This is a genomic window from Herminiimonas sp. GW821-FHT09C12 (assembly GCF_059416385.1).
The window spans coordinates 249,925-275,990 of record NZ_JBWKPC010000002.1; the positions used below are offsets into that span (position 1 = coordinate 249,925).

26 protein-coding genes are annotated in these 26,066 nt (G+C 51.3%); 12 read left to right on the plus strand and 14 right to left on the minus strand.

What is annotated here, in order from left to right; translation table 11 throughout:
* The first annotated feature begins 67 nt into the window (after positions 1-67).
* The 4 genes from AC07N2_RS11080 to AC07N2_RS11095 all read left to right on the plus strand — a co-directional run bounded on the left by AC07N2_RS11080 (position 68) and on the right by AC07N2_RS11095 (position 3,991).
* Entirely contained in the window at positions 68-280 is a 213-nt protein-coding gene (locus tag AC07N2_RS11080; RefSeq protein ID WP_494778331.1) for a hypothetical protein, read from the plus strand.
* A gap of 73 nt (positions 281-353) precedes the next feature.
* Positions 354-998, plus strand: coding sequence for a hypothetical protein (locus tag AC07N2_RS11085; RefSeq protein WP_494778332.1), 645 nt, complete (start codon positions 354-356; stop codon positions 996-998).
* 163 nt (positions 999-1,161) lie between these two features.
* Complete coding sequence (locus tag AC07N2_RS11090) at positions 1,162-1,875, plus strand: rRNA pseudouridine synthase (RefSeq protein WP_494778333.1); 714 nt, start codon at positions 1,162-1,164, stop codon at positions 1,873-1,875.
* 397 nt (positions 1,876-2,272) lie between these two features.
* Positions 2,273-3,991 (plus strand): methyl-accepting chemotaxis protein, encoded by a 1,719-nt coding sequence (locus AC07N2_RS11095; RefSeq protein WP_494778334.1) that lies wholly within the window; start codon positions 2,273-2,275, stop codon positions 3,989-3,991.
* 127 nt (positions 3,992-4,118) lie between these two features.
* Here AC07N2_RS11095 and fghA read toward each other — a convergent pair whose 3' ends face one another.
* From fghA to minC, 5 genes are all read right to left on the minus strand, one after another.
* Positions 4,119-4,961, minus strand: coding sequence for an S-formylglutathione hydrolase (gene fghA / locus AC07N2_RS11100; RefSeq protein WP_494778335.1), 843 nt, complete (start codon positions 4,959-4,961; stop codon positions 4,119-4,121).
* Between the two features lie 29 nt (positions 4,962-4,990).
* Positions 4,991-6,097 (minus strand): S-(hydroxymethyl)glutathione dehydrogenase/class III alcohol dehydrogenase, encoded by a 1,107-nt coding sequence (locus AC07N2_RS11105; RefSeq protein WP_494778336.1) that lies wholly within the window; start codon positions 6,095-6,097, stop codon positions 4,991-4,993.
* Between the two features lie 173 nt (positions 6,098-6,270).
* A complete protein-coding gene (gene minE, locus AC07N2_RS11110) occupies positions 6,271-6,543 on the minus strand; it encodes a cell division topological specificity factor MinE (protein WP_076591857.1) in 273 nt (90 codons plus the stop codon).
* A 2-nt stretch (positions 6,544-6,545) separates the two neighbouring features.
* Positions 6,546-7,361 carry a septum site-determining protein MinD gene (gene minD / locus AC07N2_RS11115; protein ID WP_076591856.1) on the minus strand — a complete coding sequence of 272 codons (816 nt, stop codon included), beginning with the start codon at positions 7,359-7,361 and terminating at the stop codon, positions 6,546-6,548.
* Positions 7,362-7,389: 28 nt separating this feature from the next.
* Positions 7,390-8,178: a septum site-determining protein MinC gene (minC, locus tag AC07N2_RS11120; RefSeq protein WP_494778337.1), complete on the minus strand. Its 789-nt coding sequence runs from the start codon at positions 8,176-8,178 to the stop codon at positions 7,390-7,392.
* 305 nt (positions 8,179-8,483) lie between these two features.
* Here minC and AC07N2_RS11125 point away from each other — a divergent pair, with 305 nt between their 5' ends.
* The 3 genes from AC07N2_RS11125 to AC07N2_RS11135 all read left to right on the plus strand — a co-directional run bounded on the left by AC07N2_RS11125 (position 8,484) and on the right by AC07N2_RS11135 (position 10,873).
* Positions 8,484-9,386 (plus strand): recombination-associated protein RdgC, encoded by a 903-nt coding sequence (locus AC07N2_RS11125; protein WP_494778338.1) that lies wholly within the window; start codon positions 8,484-8,486, stop codon positions 9,384-9,386.
* 150 nt (positions 9,387-9,536) lie between these two features.
* A complete protein-coding gene (locus AC07N2_RS11130) occupies positions 9,537-9,992 on the plus strand; it encodes a DUF2721 domain-containing protein (RefSeq protein ID WP_494778339.1) in 456 nt (151 codons plus the stop codon).
* Positions 9,993-10,135: 143 nt separating this feature from the next.
* Positions 10,136-10,873, plus strand: coding sequence for a carbonic anhydrase family protein (locus AC07N2_RS11135; protein WP_494778340.1), 738 nt, complete (start codon positions 10,136-10,138; stop codon positions 10,871-10,873).
* Between the two features lie 60 nt (positions 10,874-10,933).
* Here AC07N2_RS11135 and AC07N2_RS11140 read toward each other — a convergent pair whose 3' ends face one another.
* Positions 10,934-11,206, minus strand: coding sequence for an oxidative damage protection protein (locus AC07N2_RS11140; RefSeq protein ID WP_012079035.1), 273 nt, complete (start codon positions 11,204-11,206; stop codon positions 10,934-10,936).
* 120 nt (positions 11,207-11,326) lie between these two features.
* Positions 11,327-12,637, minus strand: coding sequence for an amino-acid N-acetyltransferase (gene argA / locus AC07N2_RS11145; RefSeq protein WP_076593971.1), 1,311 nt, complete (start codon positions 12,635-12,637; stop codon positions 11,327-11,329).
* An 85-nt stretch (positions 12,638-12,722) separates the two neighbouring features.
* Between argA and hrpA the strand changes: the two genes are divergently transcribed.
* Positions 12,723-16,721, plus strand: coding sequence for an ATP-dependent RNA helicase HrpA (gene hrpA, locus AC07N2_RS11150; RefSeq protein ID WP_494778341.1), 3,999 nt, complete (start codon positions 12,723-12,725; stop codon positions 16,719-16,721).
* A 102-nt stretch (positions 16,722-16,823) separates the two neighbouring features.
* Here the strand turns inward: hrpA and AC07N2_RS11155 are convergent, their stop codons facing one another.
* Positions 16,824-17,438 (minus strand): hypothetical protein, encoded by a 615-nt coding sequence (locus AC07N2_RS11155; RefSeq protein WP_494778342.1) that lies wholly within the window; start codon positions 17,436-17,438, stop codon positions 16,824-16,826.
* A gap of 337 nt (positions 17,439-17,775) precedes the next feature.
* On the opposite strand from AC07N2_RS11155, the gene dcd reads away from it, so the two are divergent.
* Both dcd and AC07N2_RS11165 read left to right on the plus strand, forming a co-directional pair.
* Positions 17,776-18,342 carry a dCTP deaminase gene (dcd, locus tag AC07N2_RS11160; protein ID WP_076591848.1) on the plus strand — a complete coding sequence of 189 codons (567 nt, stop codon included), beginning with the start codon at positions 17,776-17,778 and terminating at the stop codon, positions 18,340-18,342.
* Positions 18,343-18,394: 52 nt separating this feature from the next.
* Positions 18,395-18,817: a DUF4236 domain-containing protein gene (locus tag AC07N2_RS11165; RefSeq protein ID WP_494778343.1), complete on the plus strand. Its 423-nt coding sequence runs from the start codon at positions 18,395-18,397 to the stop codon at positions 18,815-18,817.
* Between the two features lie 58 nt (positions 18,818-18,875).
* On the opposite strand, the gene AC07N2_RS11170 is transcribed toward AC07N2_RS11165, so the two are convergent.
* Positions 18,876-19,796, minus strand: a complete 921-nt coding sequence (locus AC07N2_RS11170; protein WP_494778344.1) for a LysR family transcriptional regulator — start codon at positions 19,794-19,796, stop codon at positions 18,876-18,878.
* A 98-nt stretch (positions 19,797-19,894) separates the two neighbouring features.
* Between AC07N2_RS11170 and AC07N2_RS11175 the strand changes: the two genes are divergently transcribed.
* Together AC07N2_RS11175 and AC07N2_RS11180 are read left to right on the plus strand one after the other, a co-directional pair.
* Positions 19,895-20,476 carry a chromate transporter gene (locus AC07N2_RS11175; protein WP_494778345.1) on the plus strand — a complete coding sequence of 194 codons (582 nt, stop codon included), beginning with the start codon at positions 19,895-19,897 and terminating at the stop codon, positions 20,474-20,476.
* Positions 20,473-21,003 carry a chromate transporter gene (locus AC07N2_RS11180; RefSeq protein WP_494778346.1) on the plus strand — a complete coding sequence of 177 codons (531 nt, stop codon included), beginning with the start codon at positions 20,473-20,475 and terminating at the stop codon, positions 21,001-21,003. The genes AC07N2_RS11175 and AC07N2_RS11180 overlap by 4 nt, the downstream gene beginning before the upstream one ends.
* Positions 21,004-21,091: 88 nt before the next feature.
* On the opposite strand, the gene AC07N2_RS11185 is transcribed toward AC07N2_RS11180, so the two are convergent.
* The 5 genes from AC07N2_RS11185 to AC07N2_RS11205 all read right to left on the minus strand — a co-directional run bounded on the left by AC07N2_RS11185 (position 21,092) and on the right by AC07N2_RS11205 (position 26,034).
* Entirely contained in the window at positions 21,092-21,544 is a 453-nt protein-coding gene (locus tag AC07N2_RS11185; RefSeq protein ID WP_494778347.1) for a PliI family lysozyme inhibitor of I-type lysozyme, read from the minus strand.
* Positions 21,545-21,675: 131 nt separating this feature from the next.
* Positions 21,676-22,098 carry a VOC family protein gene (locus AC07N2_RS11190; RefSeq protein ID WP_494778348.1) on the minus strand — a complete coding sequence of 141 codons (423 nt, stop codon included), beginning with the start codon at positions 22,096-22,098 and terminating at the stop codon, positions 21,676-21,678.
* A 32-nt stretch (positions 22,099-22,130) separates the two neighbouring features.
* A complete protein-coding gene (locus AC07N2_RS11195) occupies positions 22,131-24,383 on the minus strand; it encodes an Orn/Lys/Arg family decarboxylase (protein ID WP_494778349.1) in 2,253 nt (750 codons plus the stop codon).
* A 172-nt stretch (positions 24,384-24,555) separates the two neighbouring features.
* The gene (locus tag AC07N2_RS11200; RefSeq protein WP_494778350.1) at positions 24,556-25,044 is read right to left on the minus strand and encodes a dihydrofolate reductase; all 489 of its coding nucleotides are present in this window, start codon (positions 25,042-25,044) and stop codon (positions 24,556-24,558) included.
* A gap of 15 nt (positions 25,045-25,059) precedes the next feature.
* Positions 25,060-26,034 carry a thymidylate synthase gene (locus tag AC07N2_RS11205; RefSeq protein WP_076591840.1) on the minus strand — a complete coding sequence of 325 codons (975 nt, stop codon included), beginning with the start codon at positions 26,032-26,034 and terminating at the stop codon, positions 25,060-25,062.
* Positions 26,035-26,066: the final 32 nt, after the last annotated feature.

Below are 26,066 nucleotides of genomic sequence, written 5' to 3' on the forward strand. Positions count from 1 at the left end.
TTGATATCGCGCGGACGTTTGCTTGAATAGGAAAACAGATTTTTTGGCTGTGCGCTCATGAGATGCAATGGTTGGAAGTAATGTCTATATCGACATCATTTCGCGTGGGGCGAGGAAGGCGACAGTATACAGCTTTGGCGTGCAGCAAGGCGGCTTAAAGCAGGCTATGGCCTTGATTTATTTGGGAGTTTTATTTTTAAGTTGCTTTCGTGCCAATAAATTGGGCCGCCGTTTGCATCTGTACTCAGCTTTTTCTTTTTTCAGCCGTTATCAAGGATAGGATCGCGGCAAGTTCGAGTGCGTTGTTGTCAATGCGATCATTTTTCGTCAATTTGATGAGTAAGGGGTCTCGCATGAGCATTACAAGTTTAAATAACAATACGACACAACGACCAGCTACCTTGCCTGCGATGGCTGCACGTGAAGCAACGCAACGTGTCTCCGAAAAAACGGAAACCAGCGTCAGCGACAAGGTGACACTAGGCGCGCAACCGGCAGAAGACGCTACCTACGGTGATCTGCGTAATACAGCGGCGCAAGCGCGTCCTGATGTTGCCACCATGCTGGAAGAGTCCAATCGTAAAGTGAAGGAAATCATCAATCTGATTCTGCCTTTGCTGGAACAGCAAGGATTGAATATTGCGAAAGTGGTGAGTGGTGAGCAGACACTGACGACTGATGCGGAGACTATCGAGGCAGCCAAAGCGGCGATTGCTGAAGATGGTGAGTTCGGTATCAAGCAAGTGTCGGAACGCATACTCAATTTTGCGAAGAGTGTGATCGGTGATGATCCAAGCAAGCTGGCAGCCATACGCGCAGCGGTGGAAAAGGGCTTCAAGGAAGCGAGTGACATGCTGGGCGGGACCTTGCCGGAAATCAGCCAGAAAACGCATGCTGCAATCATGGCGGAATTCGATCGCTGGGAGAGCGAAGGTATTGCATCTGGCACTGCTAGCCCGGCGACGAAAGAAAGCAGCACTGAAGCCAAAGCGGCTTAGTAGCGATACCACTTGGGGATACAACTGGTTGCAGTTTTGCGCCAGTTGTTCCTGCGCCAACTTTTATCCATTCTTTATCGTCATGTTTAACGCTGCGAGCTAAAAGGCTTGCAGCTACCGAGCGGCAAGCTGACAATACACATCTTTTTCAGATTGCCTCATCATGGTCGACTCTATCCGTCTCTCGAAACGCGTCGCCGAATCGGTTCCTTGTTCCCGTCGCGAAGCAGAGCAATACATTGAAGGCGGTTGGGTAACGGTAGACGGGATCGTGATTGAAGAACCCGGTTATCGCGTTACGCAGCAACAATCCATACTCCTGTCTCCTGATGCGACATTGGTCGCGGTCGATCCTGTCACCATCCTTTTGCATAAACCTGCTGGTATCGATGTCGCCACGGCCTTGCAGAGCATCACGCCTGAGAATTTGTATGCGGAAGATCGTTCCGGTATTCGTTTTCTGAAAAAACATACCGTTGATCTGAAGCCGACAGATAACCTGGAAACCTATGCCAGTGGCCTTGTTGTCTACACGCAGGATTGGCATATCGCACGCAAATTGATTGATGAAGCTGCGACTGTGGAGCAGGAATACATCGTTGAAGTCAGCGGTGATCTCGTGCCAAATGGATTGGCTTTGCTGAACCACGGCTTGACCTTCAACCGCAAGCCTTTGCCGCCGATCAAGGTGAGCTGGCAAAACGAAACGCGCTTGCGCTTCGCCTTGAAGGGCGTACAGCGTGGTCAGATCGCACACATGTGCGAGATGGTTGGTTTGAAAGTCGTCAGCTTGAAACGTATACGCATCGCGCGCATGCCGATGTCGAGCTTGCCTGCAGGGCAGTGGCGTTATCTGAAAGGGTATGAGCGCTTCTGACGCTCTCGTACATTCAAATTTCGAGCATTATTCAACGCTTATCGCAAGGGCAGGATTTTCTGCTCTTGCATCATCATCAGTTGTGTAGACGCAAATCAATTGCAATTTAATGCGGTGCACAATTTCTATTATGTATTTGTCCATATTGGTGAATGTTTGCACTATTTTTGTGCTGCACCGTTAACCTTTGATATTTACTGCCGATATATGACAAACGTATGACTAAAAATGTTTTTTGATATTTAGTCCATGTTTTCAAAATGTTATGAGAAAACATGAATGACGGATCGTATCCTCAGGTCAGATGATTTATCAGCATATTGCATGTGTCGATTTTCACTCTGGAGAATGGAATAAAGATGTTGGTAGAACAAAACGTAATTTTGGAGGGGACACGATGCGCATCGCAAATATGAAAATAGGTGTAAGACTTGGTTTGGGTTTCGGATTGATCTTGTTGCTGGTCGCGGCAATGGGAGCAACCGGCATTATGCGTTTGCAAAACATCAATGATGCAAGTCGTCATCTGGTGGATGAATCCCTGCAAAAACAAAAAGCAGCAGGGGAGTGGTTGCAAGGAACGAGTGTTAATGCCGTACGTACATTGGCTTTGGTAAAAGCGTCGAATGCGGAAGTTCAGGCTTTTTTCCAAAAGGCGATTACCGCACAGAGTGCGCAAATTACCGAAATCCAAAAGAGTATTGAAGACCGGATCAACACAGACAAGGAAAAAGGATTATTTGCCGAAGTGGCAAAGAAAAGATCTACCTATATCGACATTCGCAAATCGATTCTTGCGGTTAAGGCTGGTGGCAATATCGATGAAGCCAACCAAATGATCGATACAAAAATGGTGCCGGCGTTGGATGCATACGTTGATAGCGTAAAAGATGTGGTTGCGTATTATCAGAATGAAGTGAAACTGGCGGATGAGTCGATTACGGCTGATTTTGTATCGGGGCGCATGACCTTGATCATAGGTGCCTTGATTGCATTGGTTCTGGGTGCACTCATCGCTTGGCGTCTGACAGTCGGTATCACACGACCATTGCAGGAAGCATTGTCGGTAGCTGAATCGGTGGCAGAAGGCGATTTGACTACACGTAGCACCATGGTTGCTGCGCAAGATGAGCCAGGGCTGTTGCTCAATGCACTGCGTCGTATGCAGGACAGCTTGGCAAAAACCGTGACGCAGATTCGCATGGGTACAGACACGATTGCGACTGCATCCAGCGAAATTGCCAGCGGTAATCTGGATCTCTCTTCCCGTACCGAAGAACAAGCCAGCTCGCTGGAAGAAACCGCATCTTCGATGGAAGAGCTGACTTCGACTGTCAAACAGAATGCTGACAATTCACGCCAAGCAAATCAATTGGCAGTCGCTGCATCGGCGGTCGCAGTCAAGGGCGGCACGGTTGTTTCGCAAGTGGTTGATACGATGGGTTCCATCAACGATTCGGCGAAGAAGATTGTCGACATCATTGGTGTCATCGATGGCATCGCATTCCAGACCAATATTCTGGCTTTGAATGCTGCAGTGGAAGCTGCGCGTGCTGGTGAGCAAGGCCGTGGTTTTGCCGTAGTGGCAACGGAAGTGCGTAATCTGGCACAACGTTCAGCCGCCGCTGCGAAAGAAATCAAGGCCTTGATCGGCGACTCAGTCGAGAAAGTCGATGCCGGTAGCAAACTGGTGGCAGAAGCCGGTAGCACCATGGATGAAATCGTCGATGGCGTGAAGCGCGTTGCTGACATCATGGCCGAGATCACTGCAGCGAGCCAGGAACAAAGCGACGGTATCGAACAAGTGAATCAGGCCATCGGCCAAATGGATCAAGTCACGCAGCAGAATGCGGCGCTGGTGGAAGAGGCGGCAGCGGCAGCTGAATCCTTGCAGGATCAAGCCAAAAATCTGGCGCAAGCTGTCAGCGTATTCCAGGTTGGTGGTGAATATGCATCGGCGCAGCAGACAGCTCCTCGTACAATTCAATCGACAGCAGTGCGTGCACCAGCAGTGACTAAGTCGACTAAATCGTCAGTGGCGGTACCGGAACGGACCAAAGCGACGCCGACCAAGGCCGCAGTCAATGGCAATACGGATGATTGGGAAGAGTTTTAAAATCTGAGTTATCCGACTTGATCGGATAGAAAAATGGCGCTGCAGAGTTGATCTCTACAGCGCCATTTTTTATGGGCATAAAAAAACGGCCGAATGAACATTCAGGCACTGATCGTTGATGATGCGATTACTTGTTCAGGATGCCTGCATGGAAGGCGATGTGATCCTGCATGAAGGTCGAGATGAAATAGTAATTGTGGTCGTAGCCGGAATGACGACGCAGCGTCAATGGCTGCTCAGCGGTCCAGCATGCCGATTCGAAATGATGTGGCAGCAATTCGATATCGAGGAATTCATCATCCAATCCCTGATCGATCAGTATGCCTTGCGGGAACGGTGTCTTGCGCGCACGCATCAATGCGCTCGCATCGTGTTTAGCCCATTCCGCATGATCGCTACCCAGATAATTTGAAAAGGCTTTTTGACCCCACGGGCAATGACTAGGCGCGGTGATAGGTGCAAAGGCTGATACTGATTTATAAATATCAGGATGCTTTAGAGCCAGCGTCAACGCACCATGACCGCCCATCGAATGGCCGAACACGCCTATGCGATCGGCGAGTGCAGGGAAGTTGGCGATGATGATGTTGCGCAGCTCGTGCACGACGTAGCTTTCCATACGGAAGTGCGTAGCCCACGGTTGTTGCGTCGCATCGATATAGAAGCCTGCACCGTGACCGAAGTCCCAGCTTTCAGCAGCGCCCTTGATGCCGGTACGGCGTGGGCTGGTATCCATGGTCACCAGCATGATGCCGTGCTCGGCCGCATAACGCTGCGCGCCGCCCTTGATCATGAAGGTTTCTTCAGTGCAGGTCAGACCGGCCAGATAAAACAATACAGGTACTTTTTTATGCTTGGCCTGTGGCGGTTGATACACGGAAAACGTCATAGGCAAACCAGTCGACGTCGACTCGTGTTTGTAAAAACTTTGTGTGCCGTTAAAGCATTTGTGCTGGCTGGTCAGTTCCACTTCTTTCCCCACTTAACTTTTCAATTAACTTAGTAAACAACAACCGAGCGGATCGATTCGCCGCTCTTCATCAGATCGAAGCCTTCATTGATACGTTCCAATGGCAATTTGTGCGTGATCAGATCATCGATATTCAGTTTGCCTTCCATGTACCAATCAACGATCTTCGGTACGTCGGTGCGACCGCGTGCGCCGCCGAAAGCGGAGCCTTTCCATTCGCGACCAGTGACCAATTGGAATGGACGTGTGCTGATTTCTGCACCGGCTTCTGCCACGCCGATGACGATCGATTGACCCCAGCCTTTGTGACAGCATTCCAATGCTTGGCGCATCGTGTGTACATTGCCGATGCATTCGAAGCTGTAGTCTGCGCCGCCGTCAGTCAATTGCACGATGGCGTCAACCACGTTCTCGACTTTGCTCGGATTGATGAAGTGCGTCATGCCGAACTTGCGTGCCATTGCTTCGCGCGCAGGATTCAGATCGACACCAATGATCTTGTCAGCACCAACCATGCGTGCTGCTTGAATCACGTTGAGGCCGATACCGCCGAGCCCGAACACGACCACGTTGGCACCAGCTTCCACTTTTGCCGTGAACAAGACTGCGCCCACGCCGGTGGTCACGCCACAGCCGATGTAGCAAACTTTGTCGAACGGTGCATCTTCGCGGATTTTCGCCAGAGCGATTTCCGGCACGACGATGTAATTGGAGAACGTCGATGTACCCATGTAGTGAAACAGAGGCTTGCCATCGATAGAGAAACGGCTGGTTGCATCCGGCATCAAACCGCGACCTTGGGTCGAGCGGATTTTTTGGCACAGATTGGTTTTGCGCGACAGGCAGAATTTGCATTCGCGGCATTCCGGTGTGTAGAGCGGAATGACGTGGTCGTCTTTTTTCAGGCTTTTGACACCAGGGCCAACTTCAACCACTACGCCCGCGCCTTCATGGCCGAGGATGGCAGGGAAGATGCCTTCAGGGTCAGCGCCTGACAGTGTGTAGTAATCAGTATGGCAAATGCCGGTAGCTTTGATCTCGACGAGCACTTCACCTTCACGTGGGCCACCCAGTTCCACTTCTTCGATGGTCAATGGTTGTCCTGCTTTCCAGGCGACGGCGGCTTTGGTTTTCATGATGGGATCTCGAAAAATAAATGATGTGAAATGATACGTTATCTCTCAGCTGGCAGATGGCGCATGCATTTTTTTCATGCGGGTGGTGATACTGCTCTGGATTCCCGTATGAGCGGAAATCCAGATGAATGCGCAGAGCAAGGCGAAAATTCCGCCACTTAATTACTACTTAATTACTTGATTGCAGCTTCAATCGCGTCGTCCGGCAGCACGACGTTGACGTCCAACACTTCCAGATTGCCCTGGCTATTCAGAGAAATCTTGATGTCGTCCGGATTGACCTTCACGTATTTTGAAATCACAGCGATCAACTCTTGATGCAGAGCTGGCAGGAAGTCAGGACCGGCGCGGCCATTACGTTCACGCGCAATGATGATCTGCAGACGTTCCTTGGCGGCGCTTGCAGTTTTCGGCTTGGTATTAAACAGGAAAGACAGGAGAGCCATGATTACTTACCTCCAAAAATTCTCTGCAGAAAGCCAGGCTTTTCGTAGTCAGTAAATCGCAATGGGAGGTCTTCGCCGAGGAAGCGCGAGACCACATCTTTGTAGGCTTCTGATACTTCACTGCCTTCGATATGAATCGCAGGATTGCCGGAGTTCGATGCGTGCAATACAGATTCCGATTCCGGAATGATGCCGACCAGTGGAATGCGCAGGATTTCCTGCACGTCGGTGTAAGACAGCATTTCGCCAGCTTCCACACGCTTCGGTACATAGCGGGTAATCAACAAATGTTCCTTGACCGGTTCGCCGCCGTTTAATGCACGACGCGATTTGGCTTGAATGATGCCGAGGATGCGATCCGAATCGCGTACCGACGACACTTCAGGATTGGTGACGATGATGGCTTCATCAGCAAATGTCAGCGCCATGACAGCACCGTGTTCGATACCGGCAGGCGAGTCGCAGATGATGAATTCGAAATCCATAGCAGCCAGATCTTGCAGTACGCGTTCCACGCCTTCTTCCGAGAGCGCATCTTTGTCACGTGTTTGCGATGCAGGCAGCACGAACAGATTGTCGCAGTGCTTGTCCTTGATCAGCGCTTGATTCAGCGTTGCTTCCTTGTTGACGACATTGATCAGGTCGTACACCACGCGGCGTTCGCAGCCCATGATCAAATCGAGATTGCGCAGGCCAACGTCGAAATCGATGACGACAGTTTTATGTCCGCGCATGGCCAGACCGGACGCAAAGCTTGCGCTCGAAGTGGTTTTGCCGACGCCGCCTTTACCCGACGTTACAACGATGATTTTTGCCAAAGGAAACCCCTTTCGTTAAATAATAAGTTTATGCCGCTGCCTTGAGGGGCAGCATGTCGATACGATCGCCTACCAGCCGAACTTGCGTTGCCTGTTGCGCACGATCTGCCGGAAAACCGTTTTCAAATGTGCGATACATGCCGGCGATCGATACCAGTTCCGCTTCCATGCTTAATGTAAAAATACGTGCTTCTGTATTACCGCTTGCACCTGCGAGCGCACGACCGCGCAAAGGTGCGTAAATATGGATGCTGCCGTCGGCGATGACTTCTGCGCCATTGTTGACGGCGGCCGTGATGATCAAGTCGGCGCCACGTGCGTAAATGCGCTGACCTGCGCGCACCGGCGTATCGATGATCATGGTGTTGGCAGCAAATTGTGTTGCCACTGGTGCTGCTGTCTGTACTGGTGCCGGTTCTGGTGCAATCTGCACGACGGGTGGCTCCAGCTCGATTTCAGCTTGTCCCGGTGCGCTTGGATTTTGTTCGCGCGTCTTGACCGTGCCGTCCAGGCTCAGACCTTGCGCCAGTATCTCGGACACCATCTCTGGCGTTGCGTTGCGCACGGCAACCGCGTTCAGTCGATACGATTTGAGCAGAGCAGTGATGGCCGCCCAGTCTATGGTTTGGCCAGCAGGGTCCAGCGAGCCAACATCGATGACAGCAAATTCATCATCGAAAAAATCGGCATTGCCGCCAGTCATTTCCTGCATTGCGGTATCGAGTACGGCAAGGTTGGCTTCCCGCAGAATGGCGGAGACGGCGACGACGGTGGAAATCTTGATTTCGATCGGCTTGCGGGATGAGCTTTTGGACATGAGTACGGTAAATGGTGACGCAGATGCGTTTTAAATTTCTTCGATCAATTTCTGGCGGGTAACGTTGCTTGCGATCAGTTGCTCACGAACACGCGCCGCTCAGATAACAGGTGACGCGTATTATAACCGCTACCGCGAGTGTTTCCGCGGGGTTTGACAGGATAAGACACAGTCTTTTCCATATAAGGTTTTGCGGATCAATACCAGCCTTTTCTGCATTTTATTTGAAGCGGATTCAACGCAATTTTGTGTGTGGCCAGCTATCGGGTCGCGTGTAGAATAGCCCCTTTTTTTCGGGGCAAGCCATGTGGTTCAAGAATCTTCAGATATATCGTCTTCCTGCACCGTGGGCTATTACAACCGAGCAGTTGGCAGCAGATTTGGCGCCGCACGCGTTTCAGCCATGTAGCAGCCTGGATATGCAAAGCCAGGGCTGGGTATCGCCACGCGAAAATGGCGAACTGGTGTATTCACTCAACAAGCAGATTTTGCTCTTGCTTGGTACCGAGAAAAAACTGCTGCCGACTACCGTGATCAATCAAGTCACCAAGATCAAGGCGGCGGAGATCGAAGAGCAGCAAGGCTTCAAGCCTGGCCGCAAGCAAATGAAGGAAATCAAGGAAGACGTCACCGACGAGCTGTTGCCGCGCGCTTTCAGCGTCTGGCGTCAGACTTGGGTCTGGATCGATCCGGTCAACGGTTGGTTGGTAGTCGATGCCGGCAGCCCGGCCAAAGCGGATGAAGTCATCAAGTTGCTGATCAAATCCGTCGAAAAATTACCAATGGAAGCGCTGCACGTAACGCAATCACCGGTCGCGGCCATGACCGAATGGCTGGTTGCCGATACAGCACCGAGCGGCTTTACCGTCGATCAAGATACGGAATTGCGCGCCAACGGCGAAGGCAAGGCAACCGTACGTTATGTACGTCATACACTGGAAGCCGATGATGTACGCCGCCACATTGCATCCGGCAAGCAATGCACACGTCTGGCGATGACCTGGGCAGACAAGATTTCCTTCGTATTGACCGAATCGTTGACGATCAAGCGTGTTGCACCGCTGGATGTGATCAAGGAAAACGCTGATACCACCGCGCAGAACGATGATGAACGCTTTGACTCGGACATCATGCTGATGACCGGCGAATTGAGCCGTATGCTGGCTGATTTGGTAGAAGCTTTGGGTGGCGAGATTCAGAAGCAATGATGGGTTGAAGTGTTGTGATGGTCTTGCCTGTTGCCTAGTGCTTCAGGCATGACATGTCGCAGAAGGGCGAGTATGCTGTGAAATCAGCTTGTCAGAGCTTACTCAAGCAGTTATTTTACGTTTAAGTCGTTTTACTTTTTAGATATAGCCATGGAAATTCAAGTCGGTGACATTGGTCACATGATTCAGTTGTCAGTAGCGCCTGTGTTCTTACTCACAGGTGTGGGCACCAATTTGATGGTCTTGACCAATCGTTTGGGCCGGATCACTGATCGTTCGCGTGTATTGGAAGAAAAACTGCGCACAACCGATCCTATACATCATCCAGACTTGAATGCAGAACTGGTCACGCTTTATCCGCGTGCGCATTTGATCAATCGTGCCATTGTGCTGAGTACAGCCTGTGCCTTGATGGTCAGCATGGTGATCATCTCCTTGTTCGTGGGCGATGCCCTGACTGTCGAGTTATCCAAATTTATCGCGATCTTTTTTATTCTGGCGATGTTGTGCCTGGTATCGAGTTTTGTGATGCTCTTGCGTGAAATTTTGTCTGCGACGAATTCTCTATACGAACGAAGGATAGAACCGATAGCACGACCTGATTGATATCGAAGAACAGTAAGAAATACAAAAGCCCGCAGATTATTCTGCGGGCTTTTTTCTTGTTAGCGCTGCGATATTCACTTCCAAAGTATTTGTTAATTTAATAAAATTAATATTTTTACAATTTAGCAAATAGGAGAAAAAGTATGCAGGATGTCGGCAGCAGCAGATGGCTACGCAGAATAAGCGTGTTGATGGTAAGTCTGGTTTTGGCGGCATGTGCCAGCCAGCAAGGAAGTCCATCGACATCGGCTCATCCAGCCGTGATGACGCAGCAAGTGCAGAGCAGCATGACGGCGGAGCAAGCTTTGCAATTGCTGAAGGATGGCAATGCGCGTTTTGTGTCGGGCAAAGGTGGTGCGCATGATTTGCCTGCGCAAGTTCTGGCGACTGGCAAGAATGGGCAATTCCCGTTTGTCAGCATCGTCAGTTGTATCGATTCACGCTCGTCGCCATCGCTGGTATTCGATCTTGGCATCGGTGACGCTTTCAACGCGCGTGTGGCTGGTAACGTGATTAACGAAGATATTCTCGGTAGTCTTGAATACGGTTCGAAAGTAGCGGGCACCAAATTAATCGTCGTGCTCGGTCATACCTCATGCGGCGCGGTGAAAGGCGCATGCGACAACATCGCGCTGGGAAATTTGAGTGGATTGTTGGCGAAGATACGTCCTGTCGTCAGTGCCACGTCGGATACGAAAGGCGCGGATCGCTCTTCGCATAATTACGCCTTTGTCGATGCCGTAGCAGAAAACAATGTGAAGAGGATGGTGCAAGCTGTGCACGACAGAAGTCCGATTTTGCGCGAGATGGCTGCGAATAATCAGGTGAAGATTGTGGGTGCGATGCTGGATGTAAAGACGGGGGAAGTTCGGTTTTATTAAAACAGCAGACGTAAAAAAGCCGACGCGATAAGACGTCGGCTTTTTTATGTATGAAGCAGATCAGTAGGTTGGTGGTACGTAACCTTGTGCTGCATCAGCGCCGTCGCCGAAGAAGTGTTTTTCCATTTGCGTAGCCAGATATTTGCGTGCACGTACATCGGCCAGGTTCAAACGGTTTTCATTGACCAGCATTGTTTGATGCTTGAGCCAGGCCGCCCATGCTTCTTTCGATACGGTTTCATAAATACGTTTGCCGAGTTCGCCCGGATACGGAGGAAAGTCCAATCCTTCCGCTTCCTTGTCCAGTTTGATGCAGTGAATCATGCGTGTCATGTTGCTATCCTTTTCTATCGCTATACCGCGCTGTTGGGTAAATATCGCGGGTGGCTCAGGTGTTGAATCAAATGCCGCCGCTGCCAGGAGCGACGGCGCATATTGGGTAAAGAGGCGACATTATAGGTTTTTTGTGAAAACCAGTGATTTGCGCTGCCAGTTGTACATTTGTTGACGATTCTTTGGCAAGTCGTCGACGGTCGCCGGGACGAAGCCGCGCTTCAAGAACCAGTGCGCGGTACGTGTGGTCAGGACAAACAGTTTTTTCAAACCGGCAGCACGTGCACGGTTCTCCATGTGCTTGAGCAAACGTTCGCCATCGCCTTGTGTTTGCACTTCCGGATTGACGATCAGACATGCCATCTCTGCCATTTTCTCGGCAGGGAAAGGGTAGAGCGCCGCACAACCGAAGATCACGCCATCATGTTCGATGACGGAGAAGTAATCGATTTCGCGTTCGATCAATTCGCGGCCGCGTTTGACTAATGTGCCATCGGCTTCCAGCGGTTCGATCAATTTAAGAATGCCGCCGACATCTTCAATCGTGGCATCGCGCAGACTTTCCAGATTCTCGAAAGAGATCATGGTGCCGACGCCATCATGCGTAAACAATTCCAGCAAGGCCGAACCGTCGGTGGTGAATGGCACGATGTGTGCACGCGGTACGCCGCCGTTACAGGCTTGTACTGCATGCTGCAAATAGAAGGCGGAATCAGCAGGGACGCAATCGTAGCTCAGCACGGCATCGACCTGATGCGATGACAGCTCATGTATTTCCACACCGCCCATGTCTTTAATCATTGGCGTTTCGGTGATGAAAATCAATTTGTCGGCGCGCAAGGCAACTGCTGCCGAGACGGCTACGTCCTCCATCGTCAGATTGAAGATTTCACCTGTAGGTGAGAATCCCAGCGGCGACAGTAATACCAGGCCACCCGCATTCAAAATTGGGTGTATCGCTTCATAAGCGATCTTGCGTGTCACGCCGGTCAGTTCCAGATCGACACCATCAATGATGCCGATAGGGCGCGCAGTGACGAAGTTGCCGGAAATGATACGAATCGCAGCGTGCGCCATAGGCGTGTTCGGCAAGCCCTGACTGAAGGCGGCTTCGATATCGAGGCGCAATTCGCCAGCCGCTTCTTTTGCGCATTCCAGCGCTGCGGTGTCGGTAATGCGCAAGCCGTCGTGGAAGCGGGCTTCTACATTTCGCAGCGCCAACTGTTCTTCTACTTGCGGACGCGAGCCGTGCACGATGACGACTTTGATGCCGAGAGCATGCAATAAAGACAAATCCTGTGCCAGCACCGGTAACGCGCCAGCCTTGACCAACTCACCCGGGAACGCGATGACAAAGGTCTTGCCGCGGAAGGCGTGAATGTACGGTGCGACGGAACGCAGCCACTGGACGAATTGTTCTTGATTTTCCATGAGACGCATTATAACCATGGCAACCGCTATCGATTGTGCGATCTGACGACGAAATGCGACACTGCTCTGTATAATTCCGCACTACATGTCTGCTCCAGAATCCAACCAAAAACCTAAGCCAGCCGCGACTAATCGTCCCGCGCGCGTCGCTCAAGCCCCATCCGCACCGCCGGTCCGTAACCCGCTGCCTGCGATTACCTTCCCTGAAGAACTGCCGGTTTCCGGCAAGCGGGAGGATATTGCACGGGCTATCCAGGCGAATCAGGTCATTATCGTCAGTGGCGAAACCGGTTCCGGTAAAACCACGCAATTACCGAAAATCTGCCTGGAACTCGGTCGTGGCCTGAACGGCTTGATCGGTCACACGCAACCGCGCCGGATTGCGGCATCGTCAACAGCCAAGCGCATCGCGCAGGAAATCGGCTCGCCCTTGGGCGAACACGTCGGCTTCAAGGTGCGCTTCAACGACACGCTGACCAAAGGCGCGTGGATCAAGCTGATGACCGATGGCATCTTGCTGGCGGAGACACAAACAGATCCGCTGCTGCGTCAGTACGACACCATCATCATCGATGAAGCGCATGAGCGCAGCTTGAACATCGACTTCTTGCTCGGCTATCTGAAGCAGTTGCTACCCAAGCGTCCTGATCTGAAAGTCATCATCACTTCGGCCACCATCGACGCCGATCGTTTCGCACGTCACTTCGGTAGCAACGGAAAACTGGCGCCGGTGATTGAAGTGTCCGGTCGCATGTATCCGGTCGAAGTCCGTTATCGCCCGGTTGAAGCTTTCGACAAGAACACAGAAAACAATCCGAATGCAACGTCGGATGCTGCGGCGGCACGTCGTTCGGCAATGGCGGCCAAGGAACGTGGTCAGCGCGATCTGATGGATGCGGTAGTCGATGCGGTTGATGAACTGGCGCGTATAGGTTCTGGCGACGTGTTGGTGTTCCTGCCGGGTGAACGTGAGATACGCGACGCTGCAGAAGCCTTGCGCAAGCACCATCCGCCGCACGTGGAAATTCTTCCGTTGTTCGCACGCTTGTCCGCGCAAGAACAGGAGCGCGTATTCAAGGTGTCCAATGCGCGCCGTATCGTGTTGGCAACCAACGTTGCAGAAACTTCGCTGACCGTGCCCGGCATACGCTACGTAGTCGATGCCGGTCTCGCACGTGTTAAACGCTACAGCTATCGCAACAAGGTCGAGCAACTACAGATCGAACCGATTGCGCAGTCAGCTGCGAATCAGCGCGCCGGTCGTTGCGGCCGTGTCTCTGCCGGTGTCTGTATACGTCTGTATGACGAGCAGGATTATCTGCTGCGGCCGAAATTTACCGAGCCGGAAATTTTGCGTTCCTCATTGGCATCCGTCATCTTGCGGATGAAGTCGCTGCATCTGGCTGATGTAGAAACTTTCCCTTTCATCGAACCGCCTTTAGGCCGCGCGATCGCTGACGGTTATCAACTGCTGCAAGAGTTGGGCGCAGTCGATGATGAAAACAAGCTGACCAAGCTGGGTCGCGAGTTAGCCAAGTTGCCATTGGACCCGCGTGTAGGCCGCATGATACTGGCGGCGAAAGATAATGTCTGCCTGACGGAAGTTCTGATCATCGCTGCGGCATTGTCGGTGCAAGATCCGCGCGACCGTCCGATGGAAGCGCAAACCGCAGCCGATAACGCACACAAGAAATTCGCCGATGAAAAATCGGAATTCGCCAGCTATCTGAAAATCTGGAAATGGTTTGAAGATGCAGTCGCGCACAAGAAATCGAATCGCCTGTTACAGGAAGAATGCCGCGCAAGTTTCCTGTCGCAGTTACGCCTGCGCGAATGGCGCGATGTTCATTCGCAATTGCTGACCATTGTGCGTGAGCAAGGGTGGCGCCTGAATGAAGCGCCAGCAACTTACGAGCAATTGCATACGGCCTTGCTGACTGGCTTGCTCGGTAATATCGGCTTCAAGTCTGAGGAAGAACAGCATTACCTGGGTGCACGTGCGATCAAGTTTCATATCTGGCCAGGTTCGTCGCTCATCAAGAAAGCCGGCAAATGGATCATGGCGGCCGAGCTGGTCGATACGACGCGCCTGTATGCGCGTTGCATCGCACAGATACAGCCAGAATGGCTGGAGCGTGTTGCCGGTCATTTGCTGAAAAAATCCTACGGTGAGCCGCGCTGGGAAAAACGCACTGCGCAAGTTTCTGCGTATGAGCGCGCGACCCTGTACGGTCTCGTTGTCTACAGTCAGCGCCGGATTCAATATGGCTTGATCAATCCATCGGATGCACGCGAAATCTTTATCCGCGATGCGCTGGTTGGTGGTGATTTCGAAACACGTGCGCCTTTCTTTGCGCATAACCATAAATTGATACGCGAGATCGAGAATCTGGAGCACAAGTCACGCCGTCTCGATGTATTGGTCGATGACGAACTGATTGCGGCTTTCTACGACAAGCTGATTCCAGCCGATATTCATAACGGCATCACGTTCGAAAAATGGCATAAAGAAGCGACGGCCAAAGAACCGAAACTGCTGTATCTGAATCGTGATGATTTGATGCGGCATGAAGCTGCAGGCGTGACGACAGAGCTGTTCCCTAAAGTGATGAACGTCGCTGGCGTTGATATGGTGTTGTCGTATCACTTCGAGCCTGGCACGCCGCGCGATGGCGTGACCTTGACGGTGCCTTTGTATGCCTTGAATCAGGTATCGGCGGATCGCTGTGAATGGCTGGTGCCCGGCATGCTGAAAGAAAAAGTCCATCTGTTGATCAAGTCATTGCCGCAAAAACTGCGCCGTCATTGTGTACCGTTACCGGATTACGCTGCAGGTTTTTGTGATCGTGTGCAAGAAGCGCATGCCTTCGGCAAAGGTAGTTTGCTGGATGCGGTGATTGCCGATGTACGCGAGCAAACTGGTATTGCTACCAAGACGACTGACTACAAACTGGAAACCTTGTCCTCGCATCAGTTCATGAACTTCAAGATCATTGATGAACATGGTCGCCAGTTGGAGATGGGACGTAATCTTGGCACCTTGCGTTCAGAGTTCGGCGGACAAGCAAGAGAGAGTTTTCAACGTATTGCCGAACAAACGGCGATGCCGTTGGTAGGGCAATCAACCAGCGCGGCTAAACCAGTTGCTGTTACCGGTAAAACGCAAGCGACTAGCCCTGCGACTAAAACACAATCGGGCACAGCAACGCATGCTGGTGGCAAAGTCGCAAACGCGACGACGCATCAGAACCTGACCAGCTGGACCTTTGGTGAATTGCCGGAACTGCTGGAAATCCAGCAAGGCAAGCAAACGCTGATTGGCTTTCCCGCATTGGTGGATAAAGGCACGTATTGCGATCTGGAAGTGTTTGACGATCCGAATGAAGCAGCACGCGTGCATCGCATAGGATTGCGTCGCTTGCTGGCTTTGCAGTTGAAAGAGCAACTGAAGTACCTGGAAAAAAACATTCCAGGCTTGCAGCAAATGGGCATGCAGTTCATGGCCTTGGGTTCGCAGGAAGAGTTGCGCGATCAGATTATTCACGCTGGTCTGGAGCGTGCCTGCCTACAAGAACCGCTGCCGAAAAATGCAGAAGAGTTCAATGCACGCAAGGACGAAGGTAAATCTCGACTCGGCTTGCTAGTCAATGAAATTGCACGACTGGTCGGTTTGATCCTGACTGAATATCACGCCTTGCCGAAGAAGCTGCAAACAGTGAAAGCACATGCGCAAGCCGTGACCGATATGCAGTCGCAATTGCAAGGTTTGGTCAGCAAGCGCTTCATCGCAGAGAACGACTACATCAACCTCACGCATTTCCCGCGCTATCTGAAGGCGATCAATGTGCGCATCGATAAATTGCGTGCCGATCCAGCACGCGATACGCGGGCAATGGCTGAATGGCAGCAAGCGGCCGCGCCATGGCAACGCGCATTGAAGGAGCGTCACGGCGATCCGAAGATGACGGAGTTCCGCTGGTTGCTGGAAGAGTTACGGGTGTCCCTGTTTGCGCAAGAGTTGCGTACGCCTATGCCGGTATCGGTCAAGCGATTGCAGAAGGTGTGGGAAACGATGCAGAGATAGGCGATTACTCTGGAGAGTATTAATGACGTTTTATGGGTAATCATAAAACGTCTCTTCTCTTTAACGTATAAAGAAAAAATGTGTTTCGCAAATGAGGTTTTGTTATTTATCCTCAATGATCACGCTCTCGAACAATTTGTCCGCTTTGGCAGAAAATTGATCATCTTTATTCTGATCGTAGTACCTCTGGTAATAGCGAACTTCAAAACCCATACGTTTATATTTTGTCGACCCACATGAAATAATGTGTTGTTCGCTCCATTTTTTCTGCTGGTTGTTGTGCGTGTGAATTTTGCGCAGATCTTCTAATAACAAATGCACTCTGACACATTGATTATTCTGCGGATATTCTTTGACGTCGAGAGTTTGCAGACTGAATTCTTGATTGTTTGCAAAGGCTTTTTGCATGTTTTTTTTGAGATTCTCGATATAAGCGGAAATTGGATTGAATGGTGTATCCAGTTTAATTACGTAGGCTTCAATCTCTTGATTTTCATCGACTGATTCGCCATCCTTCTTCAGCTTGGCACTTAAACCAGACTTTGTAATATTCCAACCAGTTTCATCCGGTGAACCGAAGCTGAGACCTAGTACTGAACCAGTGTTGTCAGTAATGCCTATTCTTACACGCTCATCATTCGTTGCGCGATTGGTCTCGGCGTGAAGATTTGTGATGAACGAAAACAGGCATATGAAAAAGATGGAAAAGTATTTCATTGGAATTTCCTAAGTAGGATTGTTTGTTAAATGGAGGGGCTTAAATTAAGGACGTGTGATCATAGAGATTTGAAAAATAATGATAAATCCCATAATTATGGGATTTATGTAGTCCGCCCCCTTATTTGTATTCTTATCGGCCCGGATCGGATACTTCTTAGGCTTTCACCTGTAATGACGGACGAACTTACACTTGTCGCCTCGCGGGAGCGCGACGTCTCAGAACGGAGTCACAGTGAGTAACCCGCGTTTATAGATATGCGAGGGAGTCAGATTCCTTGGCGATTTCGCGTAAAATTGCGGAAATTCCTTACAACACTCACTTAAATCTAAGAATATGACCATCAAATCCGACAAATGGATACGCCGTATGGCGGCAGAAACCGGCATGATCGAGCCATTCGAGCCTGGTCAAGTGCGTCAGGCTAACGGGCAGAAGATAGTCTCTTACGGCACATCTTCCTACGGTTACGATATTCGCTGCGCTGACGAATTCAAGATTTTCACCAACATCAACAGCACCATCGTTGATCCGAAAAATTTCGATGAAAATTCCTTCGTCGACGTTAAAAGCGACGTATGCATCATTCCGCCAAATTCATTTGCGCTTGCTCGTACGATTGAATACTTCCGCATCCCACGTAATGTGCTGACGATCTGCCTGGGCAAATCAACTTACGCGCGCTGCGGCATCATCGTCAACGTCACACCGTTCGAACCTGAATGGGAAGGCTATGTGACGCTGGAGTTTTCCAACACGACACCGTTGCCTGCGAAGATTTACGCCGGTGAAGGTTGTGCGCAAGTTCTGTTTTTTGAAAGCGATGAAGTGTGCGAAGTGTCGTACAAGGATAGAGGCGGTAAGTATCAAGGCCAACACGGTGTGACTTTGCCTAAGGCTTGAGATGTGATGTTCACGTAGGTTCTATTGGGCCATGATATTAGGGGAGATGTAAATGGGATTCGGATTCCGCAAAAGAATCAAGATAGCTCCAGGTTTGCATCTCAACTTAAGTAAGAAAGGCGTTAGTACATCAGTTGGCGGCAATGGGGCGACAGTCAACCTAAGTTCCAAGGGTGTCAAAGCCACTGTAGGCATTCCCGGTACTGGAGTTTCTTATTCAAAAAAATTAACTGAAGCATCAAGCACAAAAAAGTCTCGAGCTGTAGCGGAACCTGAGCAGTTGGAAGGATTTTCTCCTAGACAAGTTTGGAGTGGTGAGGGAAACCGACCTGTTTCGATTTGGCTTGGTATTGGGATTTTTTTAATGCCTTATTTATTTGCATGGTTTTTACTTCGGCAAGGCTATAGCAAAATGGCGCGCTACTTGGCGTTTAGTTGGACTGCTTTGGTTGTTTTTGCTGTTATGTCAAAATGAAAAATCGTTTTGTAGAGTCGTAGGTTGAACTAACGTTTTATCAGCCCAACACTCAAACTCAGGGCCGTGCAAGCCCCGCCAATTTCCTCGCCTCAATAATCATCCTCTCCACCGCACCTGATTGCGGTATGTCGCGATAAGCCAGATGCAAAGGCGCGCGCAAGCCGGGGGCGTGATCCACGTTCAAATAAACGACTTGTTCCAGTTTTACATGCCGTATCGAGGCTGGAACGATAGATATGCCCAAGCCGGCGGCGACCAAACTTAGCGTAGATAGATTCTTGCGCGCTTCCAGTTTTACTTTGGGGCTGAAGCCTGCGACGCGGCAGGCTGCGATCACGGTATCGTACAAACCGGGACCGCTGGGGCGTCGGTTCAGGATGAAGGATTCTTCTGCCAAAGCCGTGAGCGGCAAACTCTTGCGGCGCTTGTTCTGCGCCAGTGGATGTGTGGCTGGCAGCGCGACGATCATTTCTTCCACCAGCATCGTTTCCATTTTCAATCCTGCTGCATTGCCTATCGGTGAGCGTATGAAGGCGACGTCGACACGATTCTGACGCAAGGCTTCGACCAGATCGGATGTATTACTTTCTTCTACCGCAAGCGTAACGCCCGGCGATACCTGCCGGAACGCGCGTATGACCGCTGGGATGAATGGATGCAGCGATGCTGACTCGGTAAAACCGACTGCAATGCGGCCTAGTTCGCCTTGCGAGATACGGCGCACACCTTCTATCGTGGTGTTGACCTGATCCAGAATGATGCGCGCATCTACCAACAGGGCGTGTCCACTTTCGGTCAATTCCATGCCGCGTGGCAGACGTCGAAACAGTGTGACGCCGAGCTCTTTTTCAAGCGCACGAATTTGCTGGCTCAACGGTGGTTGTTGTATGCCTATGCGTTGTGCGGCTTTGGTCAGATGACCTTCTTCGGCAACGACGACAAAATAGCGCAGCAGGCGCAGGTCTATGGATGACATATATTTTAAGTATGTTTAACTATGATTCCATATATTAGACTGAATGACGCTACGCGCGTAAGCTTTCGCCTATCAATGAATATGACGGAAGCAAGAAGATGGAAAGCAGTACACAAATAGCGGAAACGCCAATGGCGCAAGTGGAAGTGCCGCACCCGACCATTCGGCAATTATTTCTGGGTTTTCTAGCGCTGGGCATGATGGCCTTTGGCGGTGCCTTGCCATTGGCACACCGGATGCTGGTGGAGGACAAGCGCTGGCTGAATGAAACTGAATTCACCGAACTGCTCGGTCTGTGTCAGTTCCTGCCGGGCGGCAATATGATTAATTTGTCGGTTGCAGTTGGCATGCGTTTTCGTGGAGTCAAAGGTGCTTTCGTTTCCATCATGGGTTTGGTTGCGATGCCATCCGTTGTCTTGATCATGCTGGGGATGTTGTATGAGCGCTTCCGTAACGATGCGCAAGTAGGGCATGTATTTGCCGGCCTAGCCGCAGCGGCTGCCGGTTTGCTGATTTCCATGGCGATCAAAATCGCATTGCCTTTGCGTAAGAAGTTCATAATGGCTGGCGTTGCGGTGATGTGTTTTATCGCGATTGCTTTACTGCGCTTGCCATTGTTGTGGGTCATGCTGGTGATGACACCACTCAGCATCTGGGTTACGGCAAGAAGCAAGAAATGACGCAGACCCTGATTGCCTTATTCCTGATTTTTTCCCAGTTGTCGCTGCTGGCATTTGGTGGCGGCAATGCGATCCTGCCTGAGATGCAGCGTCAGGTTGTCGAAGTGCATCAATGGATGAGTGCGAAAGAATTCAGTGCCTTGTTTGCCTTGAGTCAGGCAGCGCCGGGGCCGAACATGATGATAGTCAATCTGGTTGGCTGGCAGGTGGCGGGTTGGGCCGGCATGCTGGTGACTGCTATTGCCAAGTTTGGTCCTTCATCGCTGCTGACTATCATGTCGCTACATGCATGGGAACGCTTCAAAGATAGACCATGGCGTGCCTATATACAGTCCGGCATGGTGCCTGTGACTGCGGGCATAGTTGCTGCCAGCGCGGCAGTGATTGCACATACGTCGGATACCAATTGGCTGCTGACCGTGATTACCATTGCCACCGCTTTGTTGGCCTGGAAAACGCGGATACATCCGCTCTGGCTATTGTTGATAGGTAGCTTGGCAGCTTTGCTGGGAAATGGTCTGGTTTGACTGTTGAAGGTATAGAACAACATACCTTTAGTTTCATGAAGCGAGTAAGTGCAGGGCGTTTCGCCTTGAATGGCGAAGCAGTTTGGTATTAATGCTTCTTCTGCAGTTTCTGTTTCAATACCTGAACAGCATCCAGTTTTGCATCCATACCCGCAATCGACGTCAGCAATTGCAATGATTGCTTGCGAAAACGGAAGGCGTCTACGGTGACGAAGGAGCCGCTACCTACGTAACGTATGGTGACGATGATTTCCGCTTTGCCATCGTGATCCAGATCAGCGAATTTGATGCTTTCCACCGTGCCATTGCGTGGTCGCACAATGCCGGTGATGAAAGCGTCATACGGATAGGCTGGATCATTTTTCGCATACAGACGCAGGCTGTAGCTGCCTATGCTACGCGGTTCAAAATCACCTTCCGCTGCTACAACCATGCCTTTAGTCTCAGGGAAGTTTGCTGCCTTGACGACACGTTCATTGCCTGCTGCGATAGCGGCGGTAGACAGTACAGCGCTCAGAAAAAATAATACAAGCTTGTTCATGGATCTTTGTTTCTTTCATTTAATTGGCAAAGCGCATCTGCATGTTTTCGTCTATGCGTTCGCTAGCGAATCTAATGATGTGTGTGCGGACTGACTGCGACTGAATCACGGCATCTGATGTCTGTTGCATTTTAGTCAGATGCGTCCCAGGCCGGATTCCAGACTACTTCCCAAAGATGTTGGTCGGGATCTTTAAAGTAGCCTGCGTAGCCGCCCCAAAACGTATCGTGCGCGGGTTTGACGATGCTTGCTCCGGCATTCTTTGCTTGCAGCATGATGGCATCGACTTCTTCTTTCGAAGATACGTTATGCCCGATGGTGAATTCGGTAGCACTGATAGGCGCGACAGGAATGCCGGTATCTTGAGAAATGCTCTTGCGTGGCCACAGCGCCAACTTCAATCCTGACTGCAGATCGAAGAAGGCAACTGCACCATATTCAAATTCGGCACCGATGATGCCTGGTGTTTGCAGGCCGAGGCCATCCCGATAAAACTGGAGTGCTTGCTCCAGATCATCAACGCCTAGCGTGATGACGGTAATGCGAGGTTTCATTTCACATTCCTTTCATCAGGATAGCTATCGATTTATTGGCGTACGCAATCGACGAAGTAATCGCGCTTGCCGTCGACTTCGCGTTTGACCAGACCGTGTACATCGGTTTCGAAGCCAGGGAATTTCTCGTTGAAGTCACGTGCAAATTTCAGGTAATCGACGATCGTTTTGTTGAAACGTTCACCTGGAATCAGCAATGGAATGCCCGGTGGATATGGTGTCAACAAGATCGATGTGACGCGACCTTCCAGCTCGTCGATAGGTACACGATCGATTTCGCGATGCGCCATTTTCGAGAATGCGTCGGATGGTTTCATCGCCGGTTGCATGTCGGACAGATACATCTCGGTTGTCAGACGTGCGACGTCGTAGGCTTTGTAGAAATCGTGTATCGATTGACACAGATCGCGCAGACCAACGCGCTCGTAGCGCGGATTGGCTGCTGCGAATTCCGGCAGAATGCGCCACATAGGCTGGTTCTTGTCGTAATCGTCCTTGAACTGTTGCAGCGCAGTCAGCAGCGTGTTCCAGCGGCCTTTGGTAATGCCGATGGTGAACATAATGAAGAACGAATACAGGCCGCATTTTTCAATGATGACGCCGTGCTCAGCCAGGTATTTGGTCACGATGGACGCAGGGATGCCGGACTCGCCGAACTTGCCGTCGAGTGACAAACCAGGATTGACGATGGTCGCCTTGATCGGGTCGAGCATATTGAAGCCCGGAGCCAGATTGCCGAAACCATGCCAGTCGTCTTCCGCGCGGATCATCCAGTCGTCTTGTGTGCCTATGCCTTCTTCGCTGAAGGTGTTCGGTCCCCACACCTGGAACCACCAATCCTGGCCCCATTCCTGATCGATTTTCTTCATCGCACGACGGAAGTCCAGCGCTTCCAAAATGCTTTCTTCCACCAACGCGGTACCGCCTGGCGCTTCCATCATCGCAGCAGCAACGTCGCATGAAGCGATGATCGAATACTGTGGCGAAGTCGAGGTGTGCATCAGATACGCTTCATTGAAGGCGTCCTGATCGAGCTTGACGCTCTCCGATTCGCGCACAAGAATTTGCGATGCCTGTGACAAACCAGCCAGCAATTTATGTGTCGATTGGGTTGAGAAGATCATCGACTCTTTGGCGCGCGGACGGTCTTTGCCGATCGCATGCATGTTTTTGTAGAAATCGTGGAAGGTCGCGTGCGGCAACCATGCTTCATCGAAATGCAGCGTGTCGATTTCGCCATCGAGCATGTTCTTCAGCGTTTCCACGTTGTAGATCACGCCGTCGTAAGTCGATTGCGTGATGGTCAGGATGCGTGGCTTTTTGTTAGCGGCTTCGCGAGCAAATGGATTGGCTTCGATCTTTTTGCGGATATTCTCCATCGAAAATTCCGACAGCGGAATAGGACCAATGATGCCGAGGTGATTACGTGTTGGCATCAGGAAAACAGGAATCGCGCCGCACATGATGATCGAGTGCAGAATGGATTTGTGGCAGTTGCGATCAACCACAACGATATCGCCAGGCGCGACAGTCGAGTGCCACACCATCTTGTTCGAGGTCGAGGTGCCGTTGGTCACGAAGTAGCAGTGATCCGCATTGAAGATGCGTGCGGCATTGCGCTCAGATGCAGCTACCGGACCGGTGTGATCGAGTAACTGACCGAGTTCTTCTACCGCGTTACAAACGTCGGCACGCAACATGTTCTCGCCAAAGAATTGGTGGAACATCTGGCCTATAGGCGATTTCAAAAATGCGACGCCGCCGGAGTGACCAGGGCAGTGCCATGAGTAGGAACCATCTTGCGCGTAATGCACCAGCGCGCGGAAGAATGGTGGCGACAGACCATCCATATAGGACTTTGCTTCGCGGATGATGTGACGCGCGACGAACTCTGGCGTGTCTTCAAACATGTGAATGAAACCATGCAGCTCGCGCAGGATGTCATTTGGAATGTGGCGTGAGGTACGTGTTTCACCGTACAGATAAATTGGGATGTCGGCGTTCTTGTGGCGAATTTCTTCGACGAAGGCGCGCAGCGATTTCAATGCGTAATCGGTTTCTTCAAACGAGCCGGCACCGAACTCTTCATCATCGATAGACAGGATGAAGGCGGACGCGCGCGATTGCTGTTGTGCGAACTGCGAGAGATCGCCGTAACTGGTGACGCCCAGCACTTCCATGCCTTCTTTTTCCATCGCTTCGGCCAGCGCGCGGATGCCTAGTCCCGACGTGTTCTCGGAACGAAAATCTTCATCAATGATGACGATGGGGAAGCGAAATTTCATGAGGTCTCCAGCAAGACGGATAGTGCGGCGTACAGGGTCGATTTGTGCGCCAGATAGGGAAAGCGAATTTTCGCAGATATGTGTGCGATTTGGGGAGAAAAAAGCCGCCGATTGGTCGATCAGCGGCATAGTGGGTCATCAGTGTGACGCCAGTGTTACAAAAACGATCAGACTATTTAATCCGGTCGTAGGTAATGTAGGCGTAATCGAAGCCATTTGCCTCGGAATGATGCTCTTCGCGTACCGTTTCTTGCCACTGTTTTGGGTCGATAGCCGGGAAAAAAGCATCGCAATCGAAGGCTTTGTCTATCTTGGTCACGATCAGGCGGTCAGTGCCTGCCAGTGTGTCGGCATAAATCTGCGCGCCACCGATGATGAAAGCCGGGTTGTCACCGACCAGTGCCTTGGCGGCCTCCAGCGAAGTCACAGCCTCCACACCAGCATGTTGCCACTCCGCATTACGCGTAATGACGATATTGCGGCGATTCGGCAAAGGGCGTCCGATGGAGTCGAAAGTCTTGCGACCCATGATGATCGGATGGCCGGAAGTCGTGCGCTTGAAGTGCGCCAGATCCTCAGGCAAGTGCCAAGCCAGGGTGTTGTTGATGCCGATGCCGTTGTTGGTATCGGTGGCGACGACGATGGTCAGATGTGCGGGCATAGTGTTCGTGTAATTTTAAACAGCCATCGGCGCACTCAATGGTGCGTGATGTTCGTATTTTTCCAGACTGAAATCGCTAGGCTCGAGTTTTTCCAGCCATTCAGGTTCGTACTTGCCGGTGACGGCATAGTCGGGAATGCGATCTGATAAAACCAGCTTGGGCGAGGCATGCGGTTCGCGCATCATTTGTTCGTTGAGCATATCCAGATGATTCTCATAGATATGCGCGTCGCCGATGAAGTAGGTGAACCACTTCGGTGTATAGCCAGTCAGGCGGCCAACTACATGCAGCAAGGCAGCGGCTTCGGCCAGATTGAAAGGCGTGCCGAGACCGATATCGTTGCTGCGGATGTACAGGCAGAGCGAAATTTCTTTGGTCGTCGCATTCGGGATGAACTGATACAGCAAATGGCAAGCCGGCAAGGCAATCGCGTCCAGATCGGCGCAGTTCCAACCGTGGAACAGGATACGACGACTGCCTGGATTCTTGATGATGGTGTCGAGGCAGTCGCGCAATTGATCGATGGCTTTGTACAGCAGGACTTTGCCCTTGCCTTCGTCGTTGACGGCGGAGACGACGCGGAAGCCGTGCTTCTGCGCATCTTCTATCTGCGCCGTGTTGTCAGCGTCCAGCAATTTGTATGCTGGCCATTGGCGCCATTGTACGCCGTACACCGGGCCGAGGTCGTCTTCGCCCTGGCGATACGGGTTGTTCAGCCATTCGGTATTTTCATTGGCATTCTGATCCCATACCTTGCAACCCAGCGCGCGGAAATCGGCAGCACTGCGGGTAGCGCGCAAGAATCCTATCAATTCGCCGATTACGGATTTGAATGCGAGTCGCTTGGTCGTGATCGCTGGGAAGCCGTCTTTTTGCAGATCGAAGCGCAGCATGGCACCAGGAATACTGATGGTGCGGATGCCGGTACGATTTTCCTGCCAGGTGCCGGTATCGAGTACTGTGCGCACCAGGTCAAGATACTGTTTCATGCGTAGTCCGTTTTTTTATATAGGTTGTCGGA